Source organism: Spiroplasma endosymbiont of Phyllotreta cruciferae (assembly GCF_918697755.1).
Window position 1 is genome coordinate 128,742 of sequence record NZ_OU953854.1, and the last position, 23,265, is coordinate 152,006.

The 23,265-nt window shown below is 27.1% G+C and carries 31 protein-coding genes and 6 pseudogenes; 36 read left to right on the forward strand and 1 reads right to left on the reverse strand.

All coding sequences use genetic code 4. From position 1 onward, the window contains the following. The first annotated feature begins 3 nt into the window (after nucleotides 1-3). From NL276_RS00700 to NL276_RS00865, 31 genes and pseudogenes are all read left to right on the forward strand, one after another. Nucleotides 4-984 carry a hypothetical protein gene (locus tag NL276_RS00700; protein ID WP_253301563.1) on the forward strand — a complete coding sequence of 327 codons (981 nt, stop codon included), beginning with the start codon at nucleotides 4-6 and terminating at the stop codon, nucleotides 982-984. A 5-nt stretch (nucleotides 985-989) separates the two neighbouring features. Then, the gene (locus NL276_RS00705) at nucleotides 990-1,604 is read left to right on the forward strand and encodes an FtsX-like permease family protein (protein ID WP_253301564.1); all 615 of its coding nucleotides are present in this window, start codon (nucleotides 990-992) and stop codon (nucleotides 1,602-1,604) included. 180 nt (nucleotides 1,605-1,784) lie between these two features. Then, a pseudogene (gene dusB, locus NL276_RS00715) lies at nucleotides 1,785-2,776 on the forward strand (tRNA dihydrouridine synthase DusB). 16 nt (nucleotides 2,777-2,792) lie between these two features. Continuing rightward, complete coding sequence (lysS, locus tag NL276_RS00720; RefSeq protein ID WP_253301567.1) at nucleotides 2,793-4,295, forward strand: lysine--tRNA ligase; 1,503 nt, start codon at nucleotides 2,793-2,795, stop codon at nucleotides 4,293-4,295. Between the two features lie 8 nt (nucleotides 4,296-4,303). After that, complete coding sequence (locus tag NL276_RS00725) at nucleotides 4,304-5,311, forward strand: class-II aminoacyl-tRNA synthetase family protein (protein ID WP_253301568.1); 1,008 nt, start codon at nucleotides 4,304-4,306, stop codon at nucleotides 5,309-5,311. After that, nucleotides 5,312-5,998, forward strand: a complete 687-nt coding sequence (locus NL276_RS00730; protein ID WP_253301569.1) for an IspD/TarI family cytidylyltransferase — start codon at nucleotides 5,312-5,314, stop codon at nucleotides 5,996-5,998. A gap of 56 nt (nucleotides 5,999-6,054) precedes the next feature. After that, nucleotides 6,055-6,561 carry a 30S ribosomal protein S6 gene (gene rpsF / locus NL276_RS00735; RefSeq protein WP_253301570.1) on the forward strand — a complete coding sequence of 169 codons (507 nt, stop codon included), beginning with the start codon at nucleotides 6,055-6,057 and terminating at the stop codon, nucleotides 6,559-6,561. Nucleotides 6,562-6,581: 20 nt separating this feature from the next. Then, nucleotides 6,582-7,031, forward strand: a complete 450-nt coding sequence (locus NL276_RS00740; RefSeq protein WP_253301571.1) for a single-stranded DNA-binding protein — start codon at nucleotides 6,582-6,584, stop codon at nucleotides 7,029-7,031. A gap of 15 nt (nucleotides 7,032-7,046) precedes the next feature. Beyond that, complete coding sequence (gene rpsR, locus NL276_RS00745) at nucleotides 7,047-7,274, forward strand: 30S ribosomal protein S18 (protein WP_370281048.1); 228 nt, start codon at nucleotides 7,047-7,049, stop codon at nucleotides 7,272-7,274. A gap of 88 nt (nucleotides 7,275-7,362) precedes the next feature. After that, nucleotides 7,363-7,803 (forward strand): YhgE/Pip domain-containing protein, encoded by a 441-nt coding sequence (locus tag NL276_RS00750; RefSeq protein WP_253301572.1) that lies wholly within the window; start codon nucleotides 7,363-7,365, stop codon nucleotides 7,801-7,803. Next, nucleotides 7,746-9,395, forward strand: coding sequence for an ABC transporter permease (locus NL276_RS00755; protein ID WP_253301573.1), 1,650 nt, complete (start codon nucleotides 7,746-7,748; stop codon nucleotides 9,393-9,395). Before NL276_RS00750 ends, NL276_RS00755 begins: the two co-directional genes overlap by 58 nt. A gap of 21 nt (nucleotides 9,396-9,416) precedes the next feature. Continuing rightward, nucleotides 9,417-9,878 carry a YhgE/Pip domain-containing protein gene (locus NL276_RS00760; RefSeq protein ID WP_253301574.1) on the forward strand — a complete coding sequence of 154 codons (462 nt, stop codon included), beginning with the start codon at nucleotides 9,417-9,419 and terminating at the stop codon, nucleotides 9,876-9,878. A gap of 133 nt (nucleotides 9,879-10,011) precedes the next feature. Beyond that, on the forward strand, nucleotides 10,012-11,268 hold the full coding sequence (locus NL276_RS00765; RefSeq protein WP_253301575.1) for an ABC-2 transporter permease: 1,257 nt from the start codon (nucleotides 10,012-10,014) through the stop codon (nucleotides 11,266-11,268). Nucleotides 11,269-11,375: 107 nt separating this feature from the next. Next, entirely contained in the window at nucleotides 11,376-11,759 is a 384-nt protein-coding gene (locus NL276_RS00770) for a hypothetical protein (protein ID WP_253301576.1), read from the forward strand. 14 nt (nucleotides 11,760-11,773) lie between these two features. Beyond that, nucleotides 11,774-12,709: pseudogene (locus NL276_RS00775) on the forward strand (cation:dicarboxylate symporter family transporter). Between the two features lie 286 nt (nucleotides 12,710-12,995). Beyond that, the gene (locus tag NL276_RS00785; protein ID WP_253301577.1) at nucleotides 12,996-13,220 is read left to right on the forward strand and encodes a tryptophan 7-halogenase; all 225 of its coding nucleotides are present in this window, start codon (nucleotides 12,996-12,998) and stop codon (nucleotides 13,218-13,220) included. Nucleotides 13,221-13,328: 108 nt separating this feature from the next. Beyond that, nucleotides 13,329-13,526, forward strand: a complete 198-nt coding sequence (locus NL276_RS00790; protein ID WP_253301578.1) for an FAD-dependent oxidoreductase — start codon at nucleotides 13,329-13,331, stop codon at nucleotides 13,524-13,526. Next, nucleotides 13,487-14,371 (forward strand): FAD-dependent oxidoreductase, encoded by an 885-nt coding sequence (locus NL276_RS00795; RefSeq protein ID WP_253301579.1) that lies wholly within the window; start codon nucleotides 13,487-13,489, stop codon nucleotides 14,369-14,371. The genes NL276_RS00790 and NL276_RS00795 overlap by 40 nt, the downstream gene beginning before the upstream one ends. A gap of 106 nt (nucleotides 14,372-14,477) precedes the next feature. Next, nucleotides 14,478-14,993 (forward strand): nitroreductase family protein, encoded by a 516-nt coding sequence (locus tag NL276_RS00800; protein ID WP_253301580.1) that lies wholly within the window; start codon nucleotides 14,478-14,480, stop codon nucleotides 14,991-14,993. Nucleotides 14,994-15,102: 109 nt separating this feature from the next. Next, a complete protein-coding gene (gene rpmE / locus NL276_RS00805) occupies nucleotides 15,103-15,408 on the forward strand; it encodes a 50S ribosomal protein L31 (RefSeq protein ID WP_370281043.1) in 306 nt (101 codons plus the stop codon). Nucleotides 15,409-15,802: 394 nt separating this feature from the next. Then, entirely contained in the window at nucleotides 15,803-15,880 is a 78-nt protein-coding gene (locus tag NL276_RS00810) for a hypothetical protein (protein WP_305879830.1), read from the forward strand. Beyond that, complete coding sequence (locus NL276_RS00815) at nucleotides 15,880-16,083, forward strand: hypothetical protein (protein ID WP_253301581.1); 204 nt, start codon at nucleotides 15,880-15,882, stop codon at nucleotides 16,081-16,083. The genes NL276_RS00810 and NL276_RS00815 overlap by 1 nt, the downstream gene beginning before the upstream one ends. 257 nt (nucleotides 16,084-16,340) lie before the next feature. Then, entirely contained in the window at nucleotides 16,341-16,487 is a 147-nt protein-coding gene (locus tag NL276_RS00820) for a hypothetical protein (RefSeq protein ID WP_253301582.1), read from the forward strand. 213 nt (nucleotides 16,488-16,700) lie between these two features. Then, the gene (locus NL276_RS00825; protein ID WP_253301583.1) at nucleotides 16,701-16,844 is read left to right on the forward strand and encodes a hypothetical protein; all 144 of its coding nucleotides are present in this window, start codon (nucleotides 16,701-16,703) and stop codon (nucleotides 16,842-16,844) included. After that, the gene (locus NL276_RS00830; protein WP_253301584.1) at nucleotides 16,817-17,026 is read left to right on the forward strand and encodes a hypothetical protein; all 210 of its coding nucleotides are present in this window, start codon (nucleotides 16,817-16,819) and stop codon (nucleotides 17,024-17,026) included. Before NL276_RS00825 ends, NL276_RS00830 begins: the two co-directional genes overlap by 28 nt. A 609-nt stretch (nucleotides 17,027-17,635) precedes the next feature. Then, a pseudogene (locus NL276_RS00835) lies at nucleotides 17,636-18,024 on the forward strand (DUF3627 domain-containing protein). Nucleotides 18,025-18,134: 110 nt separating this feature from the next. Further along, a complete protein-coding gene (locus NL276_RS00840) occupies nucleotides 18,135-18,404 on the forward strand; it encodes a DUF2649 family protein (protein ID WP_253301848.1) in 270 nt (89 codons plus the stop codon). A 48-nt stretch (nucleotides 18,405-18,452) separates the two neighbouring features. Next, a pseudogene (locus NL276_RS05040) lies at nucleotides 18,453-19,416 on the forward strand (hypothetical protein). Continuing rightward, nucleotides 19,409-19,651, forward strand: a pseudogene (locus NL276_RS05045) (hypothetical protein); the annotation flags it as partial. The pseudogenes NL276_RS05040 and NL276_RS05045, both read left to right, overlap by 8 nt. A gap of 50 nt (nucleotides 19,652-19,701) precedes the next feature. Continuing rightward, on the forward strand, nucleotides 19,702-20,133 hold the full coding sequence (locus NL276_RS00860) for a hypothetical protein (protein WP_253301588.1): 432 nt from the start codon (nucleotides 19,702-19,704) through the stop codon (nucleotides 20,131-20,133). A 36-nt stretch (nucleotides 20,134-20,169) separates the two neighbouring features. Further along, nucleotides 20,170-20,552 (forward strand): annotated as a pseudogene (locus NL276_RS00865) (spiroplasma phage ORF1-like family protein); the annotation flags it as partial. A 214-nt stretch (nucleotides 20,553-20,766) separates the two neighbouring features. Here NL276_RS00865 and NL276_RS00870 read toward each other — a convergent pair. Next, entirely contained in the window at nucleotides 20,767-21,078 is a 312-nt protein-coding gene (locus NL276_RS00870) for a hypothetical protein (protein ID WP_253301589.1), read from the reverse strand. Nucleotides 21,079-22,108: 1,030 nt separating this feature from the next. Between NL276_RS00870 and NL276_RS00875 the strand changes: the two genes are divergently transcribed. The 5 genes from NL276_RS00875 to NL276_RS00895 all read left to right on the forward strand — a co-directional run. Continuing rightward, nucleotides 22,109-22,393: a hypothetical protein gene (locus tag NL276_RS00875; protein ID WP_253301460.1), complete on the forward strand. Its 285-nt coding sequence runs from the start codon at nucleotides 22,109-22,111 to the stop codon at nucleotides 22,391-22,393. A 9-nt stretch (nucleotides 22,394-22,402) separates the two neighbouring features. After that, entirely contained in the window at nucleotides 22,403-22,561 is a 159-nt protein-coding gene (locus NL276_RS00880) for a hypothetical protein (RefSeq protein ID WP_253301459.1), read from the forward strand. A gap of 13 nt (nucleotides 22,562-22,574) precedes the next feature. Beyond that, the gene (locus NL276_RS00885) at nucleotides 22,575-22,769 is read left to right on the forward strand and encodes a hypothetical protein (RefSeq protein ID WP_253301590.1); all 195 of its coding nucleotides are present in this window, start codon (nucleotides 22,575-22,577) and stop codon (nucleotides 22,767-22,769) included. Nucleotides 22,770-22,771: 2 nt separating this feature from the next. Next, nucleotides 22,772-22,918, forward strand: coding sequence for a hypothetical protein (locus tag NL276_RS00890; protein ID WP_253301176.1), 147 nt, complete (start codon nucleotides 22,772-22,774; stop codon nucleotides 22,916-22,918). Continuing rightward, on the forward strand, nucleotides 22,911-23,265 hold a 355-nt coding region (locus tag NL276_RS00895; protein WP_253301591.1), incomplete at its 3' end, for a single-stranded DNA-binding protein. The genes NL276_RS00890 and NL276_RS00895, both read left to right, overlap by 8 nt.

Below are 23,265 nucleotides of genomic sequence, written 5' to 3' on the forward strand. Positions count from 1 at the left end.
TTAATGTTAGGCGCAACAAACATTGCTAAATCAATTACTGGTGGGATGTTTAATATGTTAAATAGTAAATTAGATCATACTTTAACATTTAATAATTTCCCACGAATTAACGGAAATGGTCAGACAAATGGGCAATTGGTTGTTAATGATCAAGAATATCACCAATATGATTTTAAGTTTAAAACTTATCATAACCTTAGTGATATTACAAAAACCAACCAGACAGCAGCGAATTTTCATGATGCCTTTAATAGAATTGATCCAACTTCACCAACGGCAGGACAACAATATATTGTTTTACTACAAAAATATAATGTTCAAAACCAGAGTGGTGATAATCAATATCTGTATTTAAAAGATTTAAAAACAATTTTTAGTGTAATGAATATTAATAATATTTTTCTTCAAAATAGAATTGATCCAAGTATTTATCCAAACTTAATGAGTTTAATGTTGAATGCAATTATGATGGATGATAGTACTAATCCAGTTGTAACCTTTAATGATTTTTGATACAATCCTAACCAAGAAACAACTTTCTATTCACTACCGGTTGTTTTAGACATCAATCTTGATGAACCGGGGATGACAATTAAGGGACTTAATAATAATGGTGGTGTTGGAGGTTATTATAATAATGCATTAAATTGATGGGGAGTTTCCCAACAACAAATTGATGAAATTTTTAAATCAACAAATGCACCAAATAAAATTAAGGGACTGATCTCTTACAAATTAGCACGGAATGCTAACTATAAAGTTGTTGATACTTTTAAAGTAAAAACGGAGACACCAAATAAAACTAGTGTTGAAGTTGTTGGGGTCATTAAAATAATACGGTTACTGATGACATTTATACTAGTTATAATAATGTTATGTATAATTTATTTGTTGCAAATACAATTGATCCGAAACAACCAGAAACAAATATTTATAATGGTTTGTATTCACAACAAAAAATGTATCATGGTAAAATTGATTTAAAAAATATGGCACAATCAATTAAAAATTTAAAATTTATTGTCAATAATTTAGTAATTGCCGCTACGCATAATCAATCAATTTGAGACTTGTTACTTAACATCAATATTAAAACAGTAACTGCTACCTTAATCAGCAACATGGCAGGGACAGGAACAACAGGGAGTGATTTTGGAATGTTGCCGTTAAATATTATTCGAACATCAGTTGATGAGATGTTAAAAAAAATGAATAGTTCAATGCTGATGTTTGAATTATTAGTTGCGTTAATTATTTTAATCTTATTAGTAGTTGTAGTAATGGTCATTATTGATGAGTTAATTCCAATTATTTTAACAATGAAAGCAATTGGATATAACAATGGTAAAATTAACTTTGTTGTTATGGGTAGTTATGTCATTGGAGTTGTTATTACTTTTATTGTTGCTTGAATTGCTTCAATATTAATTTGACAAGGGATTGGGGTTTTAATTTACAGTCTTTTTAAAATTGTTTTAAATATTCCAATTAATATTAAAGGTCCATTAATTGCTTTAGCTATTATTACTATTATTTTATTAACATCGTGATTTGTTGCAATGAATTCAATTAAAAAACGACGAGTAACAGAAATTACTAATTAAAATTACTTTGTTGTTATTATAAAAAAGAACTAATTAAAATAGTTTTAATAATATTGTTGTTAAAACTATTTTTAATTTTGTTTAAATTAATATTAAAAATAACTCTATATTTATTGAATTTATAGTTATTTTTTATTAAGATTTATCTAATGACTATTAATTAAAGAAGGAATTAAAAAGATGAAAATAGGGAATATTGAAATTAAGGGGCAAGTTTTTTTAGCACCAATGGCAGGAATTACAAATGAGGAATTTCAGATTATTTGTCATGAATTAGGGGCAGAATTAGTTTATGATGAAATGGTTAGCGATAAAGCAATTTTTCAACGAAATGAACGAACTTTACAAATGATTAAAGTAAATAAATTAGAACACCCAATCTCAATGCAGATTTTTGGTACTGACGTTGAAACATTTGTTGAAGCAGCTAAATATGTTGATCAAAATAGTGGTTGTGATATTATTGATATTAATATGGGCTGTCCGGCACCTAAAATTGCAATTAAATCGCAAGCATGGTCACATTTTTATTAAAACATCCCCAACGTGTTTATGAAGTTGTTAAAGCAGTTGTTGAAAACGTTAGTAAACCAGTAACGGTTAAAATTCGCATTGGTTGAGATGAGGAAAATATTAATTGTATAGAAATTGCAAAGTATTGTGAACAATCAGGAGCGAAAGCAATTGAAGTGCTTGATCGTACCCGTAATCAATTTTATTCAGGAAAAGCTGATTGAAGTTGAATTAAAAAAGTAAAAGAAAATGTTAGTATTCCAGTTATTGGCAATGGCGATGTTTTTAGTTGTGAAGATGCTAGACGAATGCTAGACGAAACGGGGTGTGATGCGATTATGTTAGCTCGCGGTGCGCAGGGAAATCCCTGAATATTTAAACAAATTCAACATTTTCTTGATACTGGTGAAAAAATTGAACAACCGCCATTAGATGAATGACAAAAAATTATTTTCCGTCATGCTGAATTATTGTTAAATTTAAAAGGAGAACGTGTTGCTGATAGTGAAATGCGAAAAAATTTAGCATTTTATTTTAAAGGAAAACCAGAGGCAACAAGTTATAAAACACGTGCAACACAAATAAATACAATATTTGAGTTAAAAACGCTTGTTAATGAATATATTGACTATTATAATGGTAGTAGTTTTATTAAATAATAAAAGGAGAGTTAAAATGGAAAAACGTGATTTTACAGAACAAGAACAAATTAGACGCGATAAATTAGAAAAGTTAGTTAAAGATGGTCATAATCCTTTTATAATTGCAAAGTTTGAACGAACACATACTAGTAAAGAAATTAATGAACAATTTAATAATTTGTCGAAGGAAGAATTAAGTGCAATTGTTGATAAAACAGTAGTAAAAATTGCTGGACGAATTAAAACATTTCGTGAAGCAGGAAAAGCTACTTTTGCAACATTACAAGATCAAAATGGCATTTTTCAAATTTATGTTCGTAATGATGAAGTTGGTGATGAAAAGTACCAAGAATTTATTGACTTTGATTTAGGTGATATCATTGGTGTTAGCGGGATAATGATGAAAACAAATACTGGTGAATTAACAGTTCGTTTAGAAGACTTTGTGTTATTATCAAAAGCGTTACGTCCATTACCAGATAAGTACTATGGAATGACTGATATTGAAGAAAAATATCGTCGTCGTTATGTTGATTTGATTATGTCAGCTGAAACAAAAGATATTTTTATTAAACGAAGTAAAATAATTGCTTTAATGCGGGACTTTTTTAATAACAAAGGATATTTAGAAGTCGAAACACCAGTTCTTCAACCAATTCATGGTGGGGCTGCAGCAAAGCCATTTACAACGCATCATAATACATTAGATATGAATTTTTATTTACGAGTAGCAACTGAATTACCATTAAAACGATTAATTGTTGGTGGTTTTGAAGGGGTATATGAAATTGGGCGTTTATTTAGAAATGAAGGAATGGATACTCGTCATAATCCAGAATTTACAACAGTTGAAATTTATGTTGCATACCAAGATATGAGTTTTCTAATGCAACTAACAGAAGATACAATTTGTTATATTGCAAAAAACATTTTAAATAAAGATGAAACAGAATATGGTGGAGTAACAATTTCATTTAAGCAACCTTGGAAGTGTTGACATATGGTTGATGCAATTAAAGAAATTGTTGGAGTTGATTTTTGAGAACGAATGACTTTTGAAGAAGCAAAAAAAATTGCTAAAGAAAAAAATGTTCCAATTGAGAAATTTCATACTTCAGTCGGTCATATTGTTAATTTATTTTTTGAAGAATTTGTTGAAGATAAATTAATACAACCAACATTTATTTATGGTCATCCTGTTGAAGTTTCACCATTAGCAAAAACAAATGCAGAGGATCCTCGTTTTACTGACCGTTTTGAATTGTTTATTAAAGGTCGTGAATATGCGAATGCTTATTCAGAATTAAATAATCCGGTTGAACAATATGACCGTTTTGTTAGTCAGTTAGCAGAACGTGACAACGGTAATGATGAGGCACAAGAGTTAGATATTGATTTTGTTGAAGCATTGGAATATGGAATGCCACCAACAGGTGGTTTAGGAATTGGGATTGATCGTTTAGTTATGTTACTAACAGGACAAGACTCAATTAAGGATGTCTTATTATTCTCTCACATGCGTCCAAGAGGAAAATAGGTGATTATATGGCATATGATATCCAAATTGGATATAGTTCAATTTTAACATTGCGCGAAACAGTAGAAGCAATTAGTTTAGCTAAAAGTGAATTGGTTTGTCGTTTTATTATTCAATTTAATCTTTTAAAAGTTGATGCTCCTTTAATTAGTAGCGAAGAAAAAGGATTAAATGATGATTTTCAAATGACAGAGCGGCCAATTGATTTTGACATTTCACCAAGTAATTTAGTTGGTGAAATTTTGCAATCACACAATAAATGACGAAGAAGTGCAATTGTTCGTTATGAGTTAAATGAAAATGAAGGAATTTTAACAACAACAATGGTGCTTAGACGTGATATTAAACAATCAAATAGTCAGGCCGTAACTTTTAGTGAAATTGGGTTTGACTTATTATTAGATGAGAAAAAGATAACGTTATTAAAAATACAAGAAACAATTGATAAAGCAGTTAATATTATTAGTGAAGTTGAAGATATTTTATTATTAAAATTTCCGCAATTAAACAAAAAATTTGGAAAGAAATTAAATTGAACAAGCCATACTGAATTGCAAAAAGCAATGCGGTTATTAAGTCATCAGGAACGTTTAAACCGTTATACACGAGAACATGGGGCGACAATTTTATATGGATTAAAAAAAGTTATTACGAACAATACAATTGAGATTAGTGAATCACAAGATGATGTTTTTAATTGAGAATTATATGCAAAAATTTTTGTTTATGATTTTGTTTTAGAAAAAGCAATCTGTATTGGTTATTGTGCTGTTAGTGTTAATCGTGATGTTTTAAAAGAACAACTAGCTGTAACAAAAGAGACAACTAAGTTAAAAACAGAATATGATGCAAAAGTAGTAACAGATGAACTACCAGTGACATTATCATTTGGTCTTTATAAATCACAGTTAGATTTGTTTTTATTAGAAAAACAACATATTGGAGAAGTAATTGCTTCAGTTTGAAGTGATGATTTTTTAGAATATGCTGAAAAAAATGGAATTGATATTTTATAGATGAAAAATTATACGGCAATTATTGTAGCGGCAGGGAATTCATCGCGGTTTAAACAAACAAATAATAAACTATTATATAAAATTAATGATACTAATACAGTTATTGAAAAAACATTGGCATTATTTTTAAGCGATCCTTTTTGTACGGAAATTATTGTAGGTGTTAATGATGAAATATTAAACTTTTTATTAAAGAAAAATTATCAATATCAAAAACTTCACTTTGTGATAGGTGGTTTAGAACGGGTTGATACAATTTATCATTGTTTAATTAATCATAAAATTAAAAATGAAATGGTGATGATTCATGATGGTGTTCGTTGTTTTGTTAGTTTAGATTTTATTAATAAATTAAATCAAACTTTTTCCAAAGCAAATTATGAAGTTTTAGTTCCAATGTTACCAATAACAGAAACGCTTAAAAAAGTTAATAATTGTCTTGTTGAAAAAACAATTAACCGAGACGAGTATTTTACAATTCAAACACCACAAGTTTTTAAAACAACATTATTATATAATGTTTATGATGAATATTTTCATACTAAAAATAAGAAAATAATTTATGATGATAGTTATTTAGTTGAATTATTTGCTGAAAAAACGGAGATTCATACAATACTAGGAGAAAAGCAAAATATTAAAATAACTTATTTAGATGATTTAAAATTATTAAATTTAGGTAAATAAACCTTACAATTATAGATAATATAAGGTATAATTGACAACGAGTTAATAATGCTTTAATGATGATTATTAGCTCCTTGTCCGAACAGGACCTAGACCAAGAGGGGGAAAATAAAGTGCGCAAGTACGAAGTTATGTATATCTTAAACCCAGAATCAAATAATTTAAACGAATTAGAAGGTCGTCTACATAAAATTTTAGAAGCTAATGGTGGAGGAATTGAAGAACACGGTAAATGAGGAATTAGAACTCTAGAATATCCTATTAAAAAGAAAACAAAAGGATATTATGGTGTATTAATTGTTAATACGACCTCAGAAAATATTGATGAGTTTGTTCGTATCAGTCACATTGAGCAAGATGTATTACGAATTTTAGTAATTAATACTGAAAAAGAAAAAGGATATATTCAATCAACTGTTTATGCAAAAACAGAAGTTAATAATGATAAACCAGATCGTGAACGCAAACCAGGAAATAAAAGACCAGATTATTACAGACGTAATGAACAACGCGTTGAAGGTGAAGAACCTAAAGCAACAAAACCAGTTGAAGTAAAAGAATAATTGAGGAGGGTGAAAGAGTTATGTTAAATCGAGTTTCATTAGTAGGAAGAATAACACGTGATTTAGAATTAAAAAATTCTGTTAATAATAAGCCTTTTGTAGCTTTTACCTTAGCAGTAAATAATAATTTTAATGATCAAGCATCATTTATTTCATGTTTCGCTTGAAATAAGACAGCAGAAAATATGGCCCGTTATTTAAAAAAAGGTTCATTAATTGCTTTGGATGGTCGTTTACAAACAAGGTCAGATAATGTTAATGGACAAATGACAACAATTATGCAAGTGGTTGCAGAAACTGTTTCGTTTTTAGATTCACGAGGAACAGGAACTGCTGCTAATATGGGAACCCCAGCTCCAAATCCTGATGATTTTAATAATATGACTTCTTTCAATCAAACAGAATCACAAGATAATAATAACAATGATAGTATTAGTTTTGATGGTGATGATGCAATTTTATGAGATTAAAAGGAAAGGAAACAAATAATGAATCCAAAATTTAAACGTTTTAAAAAACAATGTTATTTTACAAAAAATAAGATAACATATATTGATTACAAAGATATTGAATTATTAAAAAAATTTATTTCTGGTAATGGACAAATTTTGCCAAAAAGAGTTACTGGAACAACAGCTAAAAATCAAAGAATGTTAGCGATAGCAATTAAGAGAGCACGTCAAATGGCATTATTACCATTTGTTATTGATTAAAAATACTTACAAAAATAAGTATTTTTTCTTTTTTAGTGTAGAATCAATATGATGTAAGGCACAGTAAAAAAAGTTAAGGGATGACATTATGATAGAGAATCCAAAGTTTAGTAATGTTTTTAAAACAGAAGCAAAAGAGAAAATGGGGAAGAGTCGGTTACAAATAATTAAGTACATCTTAATTTGTTTTGTACCATTTTTATATGGTTTTATTTGTGCATGAGCTTTTTGGAATCCATTAGCTAAAATCGGGAGTATTCCAATGGCAATTGTTGATAATGACAATCCTCCTTGTGTTGCTTATGCCGTTAAAAAAACTGGTACTGATGAAAATAATTTATTAACATCGCCATTTGTTGAATATTTGCATGTCAATAATGCTGCAGAGTGTCAAAAAAAAGCCAAGAATGGTTTGATAATAATTCAAAGATTGATAAAAATATTTATAAATTACAATATCGTTTTGATAGTATGGTTAATTTATCAGTTACTAATAATGAATTTTATAATGTTAATTCAAAAGCATTAGAATTAAAACAAAATGGAATGACAATTAAATTAAACTATTTACATGATCGTGAAACTAGTTTTAAACCAGCAGACAAATATTGGGCCCAATTACAAGTTAGTCCTGGGTTTACAGAAAATATCTTTAAACTAATGCGTGCAGTTGGTAATCATAGTCCAACCGAAGTTATTAAGAGCTTAGAATATTTGATTAGTAATATGCCACAGTTTTTATCAACATATAAACAAAACTTTTTAGCGGGACAAGTTTTATATACTTTTACTCAAATTAAGACAGCTCTGGTGCATTCGGCTTTACCAGAAGTTTTAGGCACTTCAATGTTTTGGGCTTTTGCAAAATGAGATGAAACAGCCAATGTTCACTATTTAACTGGTCGTGATTTTAGTAATTATTTAGAAAATATTTTATTAATTATTGGTCCAAATACAGCAATTGGAAAAGCAATTTTAAATTATGTGCAAGATAATCATCCACAATATTATTATATTGCTAAGAAAGTTTTAGAATTAGTGGAAACAACTGGAAAACAATTTCTTGATGAGTTTGTTCGTGAGATTTTTCCTAATTTAGATGCCCATGTTACTTGACCTGAATATAGTGAGAAAGCACAGTGCGTAATTCGAGATTGAACAAATTTAAATTCATCGCTTTTCCAAATCCCTGCGCACATTCAAGGTTATCAATATGGTGAATACGGAATTGGTTTAGGAGAATTTTTTATTGCAATTGCGATGTGGGTTGGTGTTTTAATACAAACATTTATTTTTGACCGTACTTGCCGTACAAAACGGGCAAAATGATATCAACATTATTTTTCAAAATTATTATTAATGTTAATTACAACAACAATTCAAACAACAATTTTAGCTATTTCGTTAGCAATATTAGGATATAGCAAGATAGGAGCTAGTTTTGGTTTATTGTATGTTTGATTATTATTATGCAGCCTTATTTTTACTATCATTGAGCATGCAATTTGGTTTGCTCCTGCTGATGGTGATGTTGGAAAATATTTAATTGTTATTTACTTAATTTTAAATTTAACGGCAGGTTGAGGAACATTCCCATCATTTATGCAAGCTGGTTTCTTCAATGTTGTTTCATTCTTGACCCCGTTCAAGTATGCAATCCATGGAATGGGTAATATTATTTATGGAATTGGAACAGGAGAAGGTTCATTAATTCAATATCAAACTGAAATTTTACAAAATATGGGAATATTATTAATTTGAATTCCAATTTTATTAATAATTAGTTTAATTTTAACTTATTTATGACGACAAAAAGAAAAATATGGGACTTTTAACTTGAGAGCATTAAAAAAAGTATTAATGGAAAACAATATCAATATTAATAAAAATGTTGCTCGTACTTTGAATAATTTAAGTAATCAAGAAGTTGAAATAGTAAAAGAACAAGTTCTAATAAGTCAATATCAAACATTTGAAGAACAAAAGAGTCAAAAGATAAAGCGGATGGAAATAAAATTTGATCTTACAAGAAATCCGAAATATTTATATAAAATTAAAAAAATTAAAGCAAAAGGTTATTCAATTGAAACAGAAAAGGAAGACCGCGATAGCATAATATAATTATTGTTGAGGAGAAAAGTTATGGATAACAAAAATAATTTGCCAACTTTTAAAGAAATTTTTAAAAAAGAATGACAAGAACAAACAGTTAAAAATAAGAAACGAATTATAAAATTCATTGCAATCTGTATTGTGCCATTTTTGTATGGTTTCTTTTGTGTTTGAGCTTTTTGAAATCCATTTCTTAAAACAGACCAAATTCCAATGGCGATTGTTAACCATGATGCAAACTTATGTGTGATTTATAAACCTAAAAACGCTACTGATCAATCAATTGCAAATGGAACTGATATTCATTATGTTAATGCAACCGATGAAGCAAGTTACAACGCTGCAGTTAAACCAAACGAAATTGCACGTTTTACAAGTGTTAGTGACAATGTTGTCACTGGTCCAAACTATTATGATAAAGAACATAATAATGTTAAGATAGATGTTAGCATTATTACATTAAAATTAAATTATTTTAAAAAAAACCACTAATTTTGAACCAACTGACAAATATTGAGTCCAATTACGAATTCCTGAAAATTATTCTGTTCATCTAATTAATATTTTAAAAAACATTGCTAATTCATCATTTGACCATAATCAATTTTTAACCGATATTACTTGAATGAGCAATAATCCAATTAACTTGTGAGCTACTTATAAACAAAACTTTTTAATTGGTTATTTTGCAACAACTTTTACCAATTTACGAGAAAGTTTTGTTCGTGAAGCTGTCCCCCAACTGATTATGCCAATGCTTTATACCATTTTGTCTAATCCTGATGGAACATTAAACCGCACTACTTATGATGATTATGTTAAAAGTATTAAGACAAGTAATTTAATTAATGAAACAAATAATTTAGTTAATCAAGGTAAATTAACTTCAGCCCAAGGGAAGATTATTACTTCGTTGTTAAAAGTATTTGGTCTAGTAAAAGGACAATTAGTACAATTTATTTTTGGCTCAGAAAATGTTGTTAGTAAGGACCAATATTTTACTAATAGTAATGAATTGGGGAAACACTTAAAAGATGTTGGGAGCATTATTGATATCCCATATAATGTTCAGGGTTATCAGTATAATAAATATGGAATTGGATTGGGAGAATTGTTTATGTTAATTGGTGTTTGAGTCGGAGCTTTAACACAAACATTTGTTTATGACCTTAAAGGAAGAACCAAAAACACATTATCTTATCAACATTATTTTAGTAAATTACTTTTAATGTTATCTACATCCTGAATTCAAGTTACAATTATGATGCTTTCATTATTAATTTTAGGTTTTGGACAAATTGGTCCAACTTATGCTTTGCTGTGGCTATGAATGCTCTTTTTGGGTTCACTTTTTAATGTTATTATTTGTTCTATTTGGTTAGCAATTCCAGACGAAATGATCGGCCGTTTTATTGCTGTTATTTATCTAATTATTAATTTATCAGCTGGATGAGGAACATTTCCATCATTTATGCAAAATAAATTTTTTGATGTTTTATCATATATATCACCATTCCGCTATGGTTTGCATAATATTGGCACGATAATATATGGCTTATCTTCGCCAACAAGTATTGGTATTGGTGAATATCAAACTGAAATTGTCAAAAATATGGGGATTCTATTCATTTGGGTTATTGCTTTTGTTATAATTGGATTAGTAGGAACCTACTATCGTTTCTTAAAAATGAAATATGGAACAATTAGAGTAAAAACAATTTATCAGGCAATGAATAACATTGATAATATTAAGGATTATGAAAAAAGTATTAGTACCTTAAACTATTTAACAGTAGAAGAACAAATTCTAATAAAAGCAGAAGTAGCAGTCCAATTATTAGCAAAACAAACAAAAAAGCAGTTAAAAAAACAACATAAATAATTGTAAAGATAATCTTAATATTTTTTGCCTTCTTTTTTAAATGAATCACCAGCTATTTTATGATATTATTTAAATACTAATTTATTTTATGAAAGAGAGAAAGTTAAATGTATTTAAATTTATTATATAGTACAGATAATAGTAACCCTTTACATGACTTTTTGTCAATTTCAACTTGGCAATCATTTGTTAGTATTTTTATTTTCTTTGGAATTGTGCTTTTACTATGCTTTTGAATTAAGAAAACAAAAATGCGTTTTATTTTTCGTGTTTTATTAGGGTTAGCTCTTGGTTTTATTTTTGGGATTATTGTTCAAGCAATTAATGGTTTCCCATATAATACAGCTGATCCATCAGGCTCAATGATTTTAATCCAACGATTCCAGATCCAAGTTCAACTGATCCTAAGAAGACAATTCCAAATGATATTTATGTCCTATGAGTTCATGAATTTTCAATTTGAGTTAACTTGTTTAGAATGATCTTCTTAAATGAGATTTTACTAATGACTGTCCCGGTTGTTTTCCTAGCAATTGCGCGAGCAGTATCAAAACCAGGGAAAGATGCAGCGTCAAAAAAAGGAACAATTATTACAATTGCGATTTTATTATTGAATGTTGCAGCAATGTTTATTATTACATTATTTATTGGAATTGCTTTTAATATTAGGAATGGTTTTACAATTTCAGGAAGTGGTAGTTACGATAAAGCGGCGTCTAAACCATTGCCATAAATTATTTGAGATTATGTACCTTAAAACTTTGTTTCGCCATTCTTTTTAGGAGCAATTATTCCAGTAATGGTTGTTGCCGGATTAATTGGTCTTGCGGTTAAAAAATCATCAAAAAGACACCCTGAATATATGCAAAAAATTCGTGATGGATTTAACCGTTGATGAACAGTTATCATGTCATGTTTAATGTTTATTATTAAGTTAATGCCTTATGCTGTAATGTAAATGATTACTTATGCTATTGTTTCACGTCCAATTGGATATTTAGCTCAAATTGGAATTGTAATTGGGGTTGGTTACTTATGTTTAGCGTTTGCTTTAGTTTGACATTCATTGTTATTAACATTATCAGGAATTAATCCATTTAAATGATGAAAATATGCTATTAAGCCAGTAATTCAAGGATTTACAACACAGTCTTCAAATGCGACGTTGCCTTTAACAATGGAAGTTTTAAAAGATGAGATAAAAGTGAAAGAAAATTTAGTTGGGATTTCCGCACCATTAACAACGACAATGGGCTTAACTGCTTGTGCAGTAGTACAATCAGGGATTATTGTTTCATTTATTGTAACAGCAGGATTATTTGACTTAACAGTTGCTAATTTCTTTATTGCTTTAATTGTTGTTGTTGCATCATTAGGAATTGCTGGTGTTCCAGGAACAGCTAGTGTTGTCACAACTGGAGTGCTGGGGGGCTTGGCTTAGGGACTTTATATGTTCCTGTTTATGCAATTATTGGGGCATTAGATGGTTTATTTGATATGGGTCGAACAGCAGTAAATGTTGCAGGAGGATTACAAGCAACAACAATTGCCGCCCGGTTAACAAATTGTTTAGAAAACGAATAGTTAATTCTGTTTAAATGATCACGTTTACGGCGAAAACGAAACAGAAAAAAAGAGTCAAAACAAGAATAAAGGTGCTACCTTTATTTTTATTTTAAAGGGGAAAGGTTATAATATTATTAATAAGACAGAAAGAAGGGAAAAAGATGAAGGTAATTATAATTGGTGGGTCAACCGCCGGAATGACAGCAGCTAGTAAGTTAAAACGAACTTTAAAAGATAATGTTGAAATTATTGCTTATCAAAAATTAAAATATCCATCGCTGGGTAGTTTTGTGGGATTTCTTATTATGTTGGGAAGCATTTTGATAACCCAGAAAGGATGATTGCACGAACTGTTGAACAATTTGAAAATAATAGAATTTTTGTAAAAACTTCATGTGAAGTAACAAAATTTGATTTTAAAACAAAAACAGTTTATGGAATCAATCTTGAAACAAATGAAGAATTTATTGATACTTATGACAAGTTAATTATTAGTGTCGGAGCAAACACCACGCAAATTAAATTTAATGGGTGAAGAAGCATCAAATGTTTTTACAGGAACAACTTTAGAAGCAGCAGTAGCGCTTCGTGATAGTTTAACAAAAATTAAGAATGTTACTATTATTGGTGGTGGTTTTATTGGGCTAGAATTTTGTGAAAGTTTTGGTTTGGCTGGAAAAATATTACGTTAATTGAAGCTGATAAATGAGTCTCACGAAAATTAATTGATGAAGATATCGCACAATTATTAGTAGCGGATTTAGAAAATAAGGGAATTAAAATTAAGACAAATGCTAAAGTAGCGGAATTTATTATTGAAAACAATAAAGTAAAAAAAGTTAGATTAGCATCTGAAGAAGAGATTGCAACAGACTTATTTTTAGTTGGTATCGGAGTTACACCAAGTACTGCTTTTTTGAAAGCAACAGATTTAAAAATGAATGAATTTGGTGCAATTTTAGTTAATGACCAGTTTGAAACTAATATTAAAGATGTTTATGCTGTTGGTGATTGTGTTATGACAAAAAATGTAATTGATAATAAGTTACAATATATTTCGTTGGCAACTGTTGCTGCAAAAAATGGGAATGTTTTAGGTAATATTTTAGCAGGAAAAAAAGACCATTTTCCAGGAGCAATTGGAACTGCTATTATCAAAGTTTTTGATAGTGAAATTGCGCGGACAGGATATACAAATGAACAAGCAATTGCAAATGGTTTTACTGTTAAAGAAGTCGTAATTACGGAAACTGATCATACCCATTATGTTGCTGATGCTAAACTAGTTACAGTTAAGGTTATTTATGATCAAAAAGCAAAAATTATTGTGGGAGCGCAAATCTTTGGTTATAATAAAGCTAGTTTAAGAATCAATGCTTTAATTTCATTAATTTGAACAAAAACTAAAATTAATGAAATTGAATATTTGGATTTACCATATTCGCCACCATTTGCAAAAAATGTTGATGTATTAAATGTTGTTTTAGCGAAGATTAATGAAAACCAAAAAAGAGAAAAAGGTATTAAATGACAGTAAAAAATGCTATTAATTTACGAAAAACAATTAAAAAATATGATAGTAGTAAAACTATTAACAATAATGATTTATCAATGATTTATCAACAATTATTGAAGCAGGACGTTTGGCACTGTGTTCATTAGGTTTAAAAGTTACTAATGTTGTGACCATTACTAACAAAGAATTAAAAACTAAGTTTGTAGAAGAAGTCATGAGTGGCTCAAATCAGGAAAAAGTTCAAGATGCTAACTGTATTATGATTGTTGCTGGGGTTAATCCAGGACATTTAGTTTCAACGGAATTTTTAACAAAACGATTGGAACGAAATATTATTCAACCTGATGTGTTAAAAATAACAATTGATAAATATCAAACTTTTTTAACGCAAAAAGAAAATTTGTTTGCCTTTGTGTCAGAACAAGCCCACATTGTAACTAGTTTTATTACTATGCAAGCTGCGGACTTAAAAATTGGGTCAACAATTATGGGGGGCTTTAATGTTAAAAAATGTAACGATTTATTATCACAACATTGTTTTTTTGATCAAACTAAATTACATTCGGTGTTAGTTTTAGCTTTAGGATATTATGATGAAACAGATGAAAAAAACAAGTTTACCACGAATAAGGATTGATTTTAATGAATTTGCAAAGATTATTAAATAATTTTTGTTTTTATTGACAATATGTGTTATCATTATTTACGTGCAAATAATATGCATCCATATCATTAAAAGAGAGGTGAATTATATGGCAAGAGAAAGAATCCATCCAAAATATTTTGATACTAAAATTATGTGTACAACTTGTGGAACAGAGCGAATGAGTGGTTCTACTAAGGGGGAAGAATTAAAAGTTGATACTTGTTCTTCATGCCATCCCTTCTATACAGGTAATCAGCAATTTGCTAATGCCGCAGGACGTGTTGAACGCTTTAAATCTAAATTTAATAAAAAAGAAAAATTAGCAAAGCAAACAGAAGAAGCATCAAAAGTACAAAAAGAACTTAATAAAAAAACAGCAAAACCAAAATCTGATAATCAAAAAGCAGAATAATGGGGAAAAACTTTTATCTTATTAAGATAAAAGTTTTTTTTAAATGTAAATTGTAATATGAAGCAGAAAAAAATCAACTCGGAAAGGAGTTGATTTTTTAATGGAAAGAAAACATTATTTTATTTTTTGGTCCTTAGTAACTAAGTGTGGAAAAGATAATGTTATTAATACTGTTAATAAAATAGTAACTAATAATTTAAAAGAAGATGAATAAATTATCCGCGTAATTTATTAGCGGTAATTTATTCAATATAGTTTATTTTGAGCGTAGCTAACACGCGAAGCGTGCCGCGCAAGTTAAATTTTTAGGAGGAATTAAGTTATGACAGGTTGATTAACGACAATTTTTAGTGTTGTTATTATATTAGGTATTTTTGCTTGAATTGGTTTATAGATTTATCAAAAAATTCGTCAAATTCGAGGAAAGAAAAAAGATAAAAAAGAAATTAAAAATAAGGCGGAAAATAAATAATGTTAGGTATGTATTTAACAACAGCGGTTAATTTTTTAGCAGATAGTAATACTCCTACTATTTCTGGTGGAATGGATTCTATCTGAAGTGGATTAGGACAAGCTATGATGAAAGTTAAAGAAGCAATTTATGCTGTATTACCACAGTTAATGACATTTCTTGGTGATGCTTTTAATTCCATTTTGAATTTTTGTTATTATTAAGATTTTGAATTTATTTAGAATTATGATTAAAGGATTTTAATATTTATTATAATTGATCATATATCTTAGTTGTGGCACACTAGCTTTGCTATTTGATTTATTAATTTTATATTTTCTATTAACGTTGTTAATAGTATTTTTCAGTGTGCCTTACTTATTTTTTATATATTTTAACATTGTTATTACCAATGTTTATTTAACAAGAATTAAGTTACATTAGTATACCAATGTTTATTACAGTAAGGGAGACAATAATTATGCAAGACTTATTAGATGAAATTAAAATGAAAATTAGAACTATGCAAGCTACTTTAATTCAATTGAATGAATATGAAATTCATCATGAATCCGTTAATATTATTCGAAAAGAAATGAGTTTTTATCACATATTGCAGAACAGTTAGAAAGTAATATTGTGAAATAGTTTATGCAATTTTAAGTCCTTTATCATGAGTGGGTGGGAAAAACTAAAGATGATAAATTTATATCTTCCTTTTTCCCCAACAAAATAAAAAGATATGGTAGAATTATTTGCTGGTTCAGCTGCGATTGGTTTTACGTTTAATGTTTAATGACAAAGTAGATGAAGTAATATTAAATGATATTAATTTTTATTAATGACTTTTTGAAATGATGTAAAAACCAATAATATTGTTAATAAATATCCTAAATTTAATTCTGTTGAAGAAGATAAAAATATTTATAATTCATTACCTAAATTTGGTAAAAAAGGTTGAGAAACTTTATTTCAAAATCATTAGGTTGAAGTGGTCGTGAAAATACTACTTTTTCAATTACACGTTATGAATTAAAATATTATGATTGTTTAGAACGTGTTAAATTATGTGAATATTTACTAAATAAATATAATGCAATTTTAGAAAATAAAATTAATTTGAAATTATTAAAATTTATGATGATAAGAATACTGTTTTTTATTTAGATCCGCCTTATTATATTGCAAATATTTCTGCTATGTATAAGCATTATAAATTTGATTATAAAGAATTATTGTATTATTTAAAAAATATAAAAGGAAAATTTATTTTAAGTTTGATAATTGTGAATATATTAAAAATTTGTTTAGTGATTTCTTTCAATTGAATGAGAAAAAATTTATGATATGAAACATAAAAATAATTAATTGAATTAGGCCAAGAATTATTAATTATGAATTTTAAACCAAATATTTCTGAACAACTTAAACTTTTTAAGGAGTGTGATTAATTATGTTAGGAATTTGAATATTTTTTATTAAACGTAAATGTCAAATTTGTCATTCTATTTGAATAGAAAATTTGTTGGTAAATTATATTTTAAGTTAAATATTTGTCAATGCAGTGTAACCGAAAGCGAGTTGATTTGAGTAATGTATCAGGAACCAAATTATAATAAAAGTCCAAATCTGTTTAATTTTATTAAAGTAATCAATATTGAGTGATTTATAAATTTTAATGGTTTTCAATCTTTTCGCAAAATAATTGAAAGTGAATTCTTTGCCGGTATTGATACTAGTAAAAATGAGTTATATGTGTGAAAGTAAGGTGTTTTTATGAGTTTTTATAAAAAGAATATTAATGTAGAAAATTATTTTATTCGAGCAGAATTTGTAGTTTTTCAACTGATAAAGCAAGTTTATAAATTTACCTAATCATAATCGCCATATTGGTTTTTGATTAAGCAATAAGTTTATTTACTTTAGTGAAAAACATTCTGATCAAGTAGCTATTGGTTTGATTTATGATAATTCTTATCCTATTGTAAAATATGATGAAAATTTAAAACGTCATGTGTGAAAGTATTTGACTGGAACAGAACTAATCAATTTGTATAATCAATATAAACAAAATTATTATATACAAATGAAAAAAAGCAATATTTTCCGGTGAACCTCAAAAAGTAAAAACAACTAACAATAATTTAACAAATTGAAGTGATTAAAAAGTAGATAAATTAATTAATGACTTGAAGGACTTAAATTAATGAGTTTATATGAAATTTGAGTTCAATTTGCAACTTACATTATTGTTTCAAATGCCCCGAATTTTTATATGTTATATCTTTTGTATTATTTATTGTTTTATTTTTTGGTATGTTTTTTAAAATCATTCAAAAAATATGAAGCTTTTAAATTGTGACAAAAGATTGAGAAAAAATTAAAAGAGTTTTTTATTCATGTATTTTTGTTTATTGACAAATCTAACGTTGAAAGTATTACAACTTGGAATTTAACTCAAAATGAATATTTAACTCTTATGATTGGTGTTTGAATTGTGATTTTATTTTTAACATGGTTTTTATTGTGAATGGTTTTAAAATAGTTAGTTGTTTTAAATAATGAAAAAAATTATTGTTATATTAGTGGTTCAATGATTTTGTTTAGTTTAATTGATTTATTATTTTGAATTATTTCTTTAAATTATACCGATTTAGTTTTTTGATTATTATTTGTTTTACAATGTGTTTATTTCGCATGGTGATTATGAAAAAACATTTTTTATCAGTTAAATGCTTTTCGGTTAGTAAATTTTGTTTGAGATAATCCTTTATCAGTTATTATTGGTAAGTTATGAACTGGTAAAATATTACTTTTAACTTATTTGTCAGAAACAATGAAGTTATTAACAGATAAGATTTATAGTAACTATCCATTAGAAGATGATAAAGTTAAAGTTTTAACATTTAAAAATTTAGATTTTACTGATCGAACAAAACCAGTTCCCCTGATGACAGTTTAATTTTGTTTGATGAAAGTTTTTTATATATTGACGGAACTAGACCTCACGATGAAAAAAATAACTCATAGGGGAAAAATTCCTTGAATAGTCTTGGCCAGACATTTTGGGACATCGTGCTTTATTTACAGCTCAACGCGAAGGTATGCTTTGAAACAATATTCGCCAATTAGCAAGTGGTATTATTATTCCTATTTCCCTTAAAAAACCTACTGCTAAAAAAGGATTAAATTTTTTTAATCGTTTCTTTATTATGCGAATTGGCATTTTCCAAGATATTACTGATTATGAAATTTGAAAAACCGAGTCTGTTAAAAAAACTGCTGAGGGTAAACGTGCAAAACATAGATCTGATGTTGGATTAGGAATTCGGTTTTTTAAAATAATTATTCCATTAGAAATCGCTCAAAAGTATGAAAGTAAATGATTATCATTTGTCGTGATTTAAAAAATGATGATGTTCCAGTTACTAAAGAGTACTATTGGACTCAATTTAAAGATTTAACAATAAAAGAAACGTTTAGATTTATTAGATATTGATATTTTGAAGAAAAATTTAAAACCTAAAAAAGAAAAAGGAAGTGGTAAAGATTATTAATTTATTAACTGAAAAATAATAGTAATTGAGACAAAATTTTTAGTTTTATTTTTGATGTGATTTGAAATACTAAATTGCCAATGACAAATACAACGATTGCTTATTTTATAATCTTTTTTATGGTTATTAAATTATCAATTTATGCTATTCATGGCACAAGAACGCAATATAATGAATTAGGTTCAACTGTTAAAAATAGTACAGCAAAATATATTCTTCAACAGCTCGTTGTGTTAAAAAAGCTCATAATGCAAATAAAAATGGTCAATGAAAGGAAACAAATTAATGATTAGATTAGTTTTATTAGTTGCAGCAATCGCTATTTTTGGTACTGGTTTTATTACTGTAATTATTAATAAATTAACATCAGCAAAAAATATTATTATGGATTTATATAACTCAGATACTTTTTTACTTTCTTTATTTAGTAAAATGGCAATTTTATTTAGTCATCCGTTAATGTTAACAATATCAAGTTTATATATTGTTGGGTTTATTTATTTCTTGGGTTGATTTAATTTTGTATCTTGTTATAAGTTTTTCGTTAACCCTTATATGTGTATTAGATACAGTTTCAACTATTGATATTGATGAATTAAAAGAGAAATATGCCGTATAAATGGTTATATAATTTATGGTTTATGATTTGATATATTATTGTATATCTTAATAATTCATTATTTTATGGTTATTTATTTAATCAAATTATCAAATTAATAAAAGAAAATAAAAAAGATAAGGTGGTAGAGCATAATGCGTAAGTCATTAACTTTATTTGCCATATCTATTTTAGGTATTTTAAGTTTAGTGATTCCTTTTATTACTTTAACAGCATTTAAACCATTACATCAGCAAAATTATACTGTTAATCAATAAACAACAGGAATGAATGAAACTGATTTTATTAATACAATGTTTTTACGCAGTACTTTTTTTGAAAATTGGTCAGAAACAAATTACTTTATTAGTCCAACTCTAAAAACATCACAAACATTAACTTATAATGATAAATGATATTTAGACTTTTTAAAGGATAGTTATTCAACGGGAATTTCATTTTATAAGCTTAGTGATGAGTTTATGGATTATATAAAAATTGAGATACTTATGCTAAACAATATAATATTGATAAATTTGGTAGTATATATTATTTTGAGGTTTTAGTAAAAAAATAAATAATTAGAAACAAATTAAGTTTCGCTTATACTTAAATGATAACAAAATTTATAAAAAATTCAACTTTTTTTAAAAATATAATTTTTAATTAAAAAATATTTTCTAAAATTATGAATTTTGACAGACTAAAAAATACTTTTTAAATTACATTAATTAATTTGTTAAAGTTTTTGATTAAAGAAATAAAGATTGGTTTTGAAAATGATTTAAATTTTGAAGTTGATTTAAATTAAAAATATTAAATTCAATTTCTTCTTCACTAGTTTTATTATTAAGTCTTAACATCGAAACAATTAACATATTATTAAATGTTTCTTTACAATATATTTTTGCTCCTCGCCCCTTAACAGCTTTAATGTAATGTGAAATATCACCTTCCATGTGACAACCAATATTATATTCTAATGCTTGGTTTTTAACACCTTCTTCATTATTTTCAATTAATTTAATCGTTGTAATAAAAATCCTTTTTATTTCCAAAAACATAAGGTAAATGAGAATTTAATTAAATTTAACAACGCTTCATGATATCCAGCAAAGAAAAATTTTTTTGCTCAATTATATTTTAATATGTGAATTTTATTTCTTCTACGATAGGGAAATAATTGTTTAAATCTATTTATTAAATGAAATTTATCCAAACTATATGATACGATGTTGTTTTTGTATTTTTCTTTTATTGATTTGTAAATTTTTGGTCGTATAAAAAGATTGGGGTTTTGGAAAAAAACTCGGAAATTGAATAAGAATAATAAATTAAACCATTTACTAAAATGGTTTTTTTATTTGTAAAACCAAAATTATTAATTAATTTAATTGATTCAGAGAAAGGGCAACATCTTAAGTTCTTAAAATAGAAACTTTTTACACAACTTTCTGATACCCCATTTAAGTTGTTTACACATTTATAAATATCTTAGAAATCTTTACAAAGTGTACCTGTTTTTTCTCCTAATTTAAGGTGTTGTCCTTTCTCTGTTTCAGTTAATTAATTTATTAAAATTACAACTTAATGCAGTGTGGAACGGTTATTTTAAATAACTAAGTGTTTTTATTCCACATGAGGCGGTCTAGCCCAGCGGTAATCAGCCCGGAAATAATAGACGCTTTAACAAAGTGATAGTCGTGATAAGTGCAAGGTCAACATCAAACGACAATAAATATTGAGATGGTCACTTTATAAATAAATTTGCGATAGATATTACTTCTTAGAAGTGACAGCGGTTTTAATAAAAACCACAAAGTCAGCATTAGGCTCTTCAAGGTGCGAGTGAATTTATTTTAAAAACTGAACGCTTTGACCTGAAATTGTGCGGATGAAGAGAGAGAAAACTCTCTGGCATTACCTTATAAAAACAACTGTCGATTATTAAACAAACAATATACCGCCACCGCGCACCCCCAGTGAAGCGGATGGCGTAATAAATAAATAGATAAATACTTATATAACTAATTCTCGCTTTGGCACTTTCACTTGGGAGTGAGTGCCAGCGAGTTAAAAATAGGAGGAATTATAATGACAGAATATAAAAGTAAATATATTAATAAAACTTGAAATGAAATAACAACATCATTTGATTGAGTTAATTGTCAACCTGTTGATTGTAGTATTAAACATCATAAAAAGCATTATGATTTGCAATGTTTAGAATGAACAAAAATGTACTTAAATTTATTTAAAAATAATTGAGATGTTATTGTTTCTTATATGCAACATTACAAAATTAACGATATTTTAGATTTAGCATCAGATGGATGAAAAATATTACAAATTGATAAAAAAATTAAAGGAATAATTTAGGAGGTTTATATGAAAAAGTTAAATAAAATTTGTCTTAAACAAAAATACTGAGGTTATTGCTTTAAATGCAATATAGAAAATAAATTACAAAAATTAATGCTTAAAAGTTATCCAGTTTCATTTGAAGATATGACAGATGAACATTGAGCATTAGGAAAACAAAATTAGGAGAAATTAAATTATGAATAAAAAATATTTATTAATAATAAAAAGTAAATACGGTGATTTAAAAACAGAATTCTTTTATACATTAGAAGAAGCAAAAATTACCGCAGAAGAAGCAAAAATTACCGCTAATGTTGAAAATCAACAAGAGTGATTAACAACTATTATTGATTTAGAAGATAACAATATTACATGAAAAGGAGATAAATAATTATGTGAAAAGATGAAAATGGTTATGTTTATACTGAAGAAGATTTATTTAATTTAGCATTAGAAGAATGTCATTCAGAAGAAAGTGCTTATGAATATATTGATAATTTAATTGAAGAAATGGAATTAGAGGAATATAATAATGAATAAATTTATTGGAATTGGTAGAACAACTAAAGATATTGAAATTAAAAAAACACAAAATGGTAAAGAATATAGCATCTTTCAATTAGCAGCAATAATACCTTATTCAACTCAGAAAGAAACTGATTTTATACCTTGTCAAGTTTGAAATAAACAAGCAATTACTTTACAAAAATATTGTCAAAAAGGTAGTCAAATTGCAATTACTGGTATTTTACAATCTTTTAAAGATAAGGATAATAAAATACAGTGAATAGTTCAAGTATCTAATTATGAATTTTTACATACAAATAATGACTTAAAAAGAGATATATCTGAAAAATCAAATGAAATTATTGCAGAAAAACAAATAA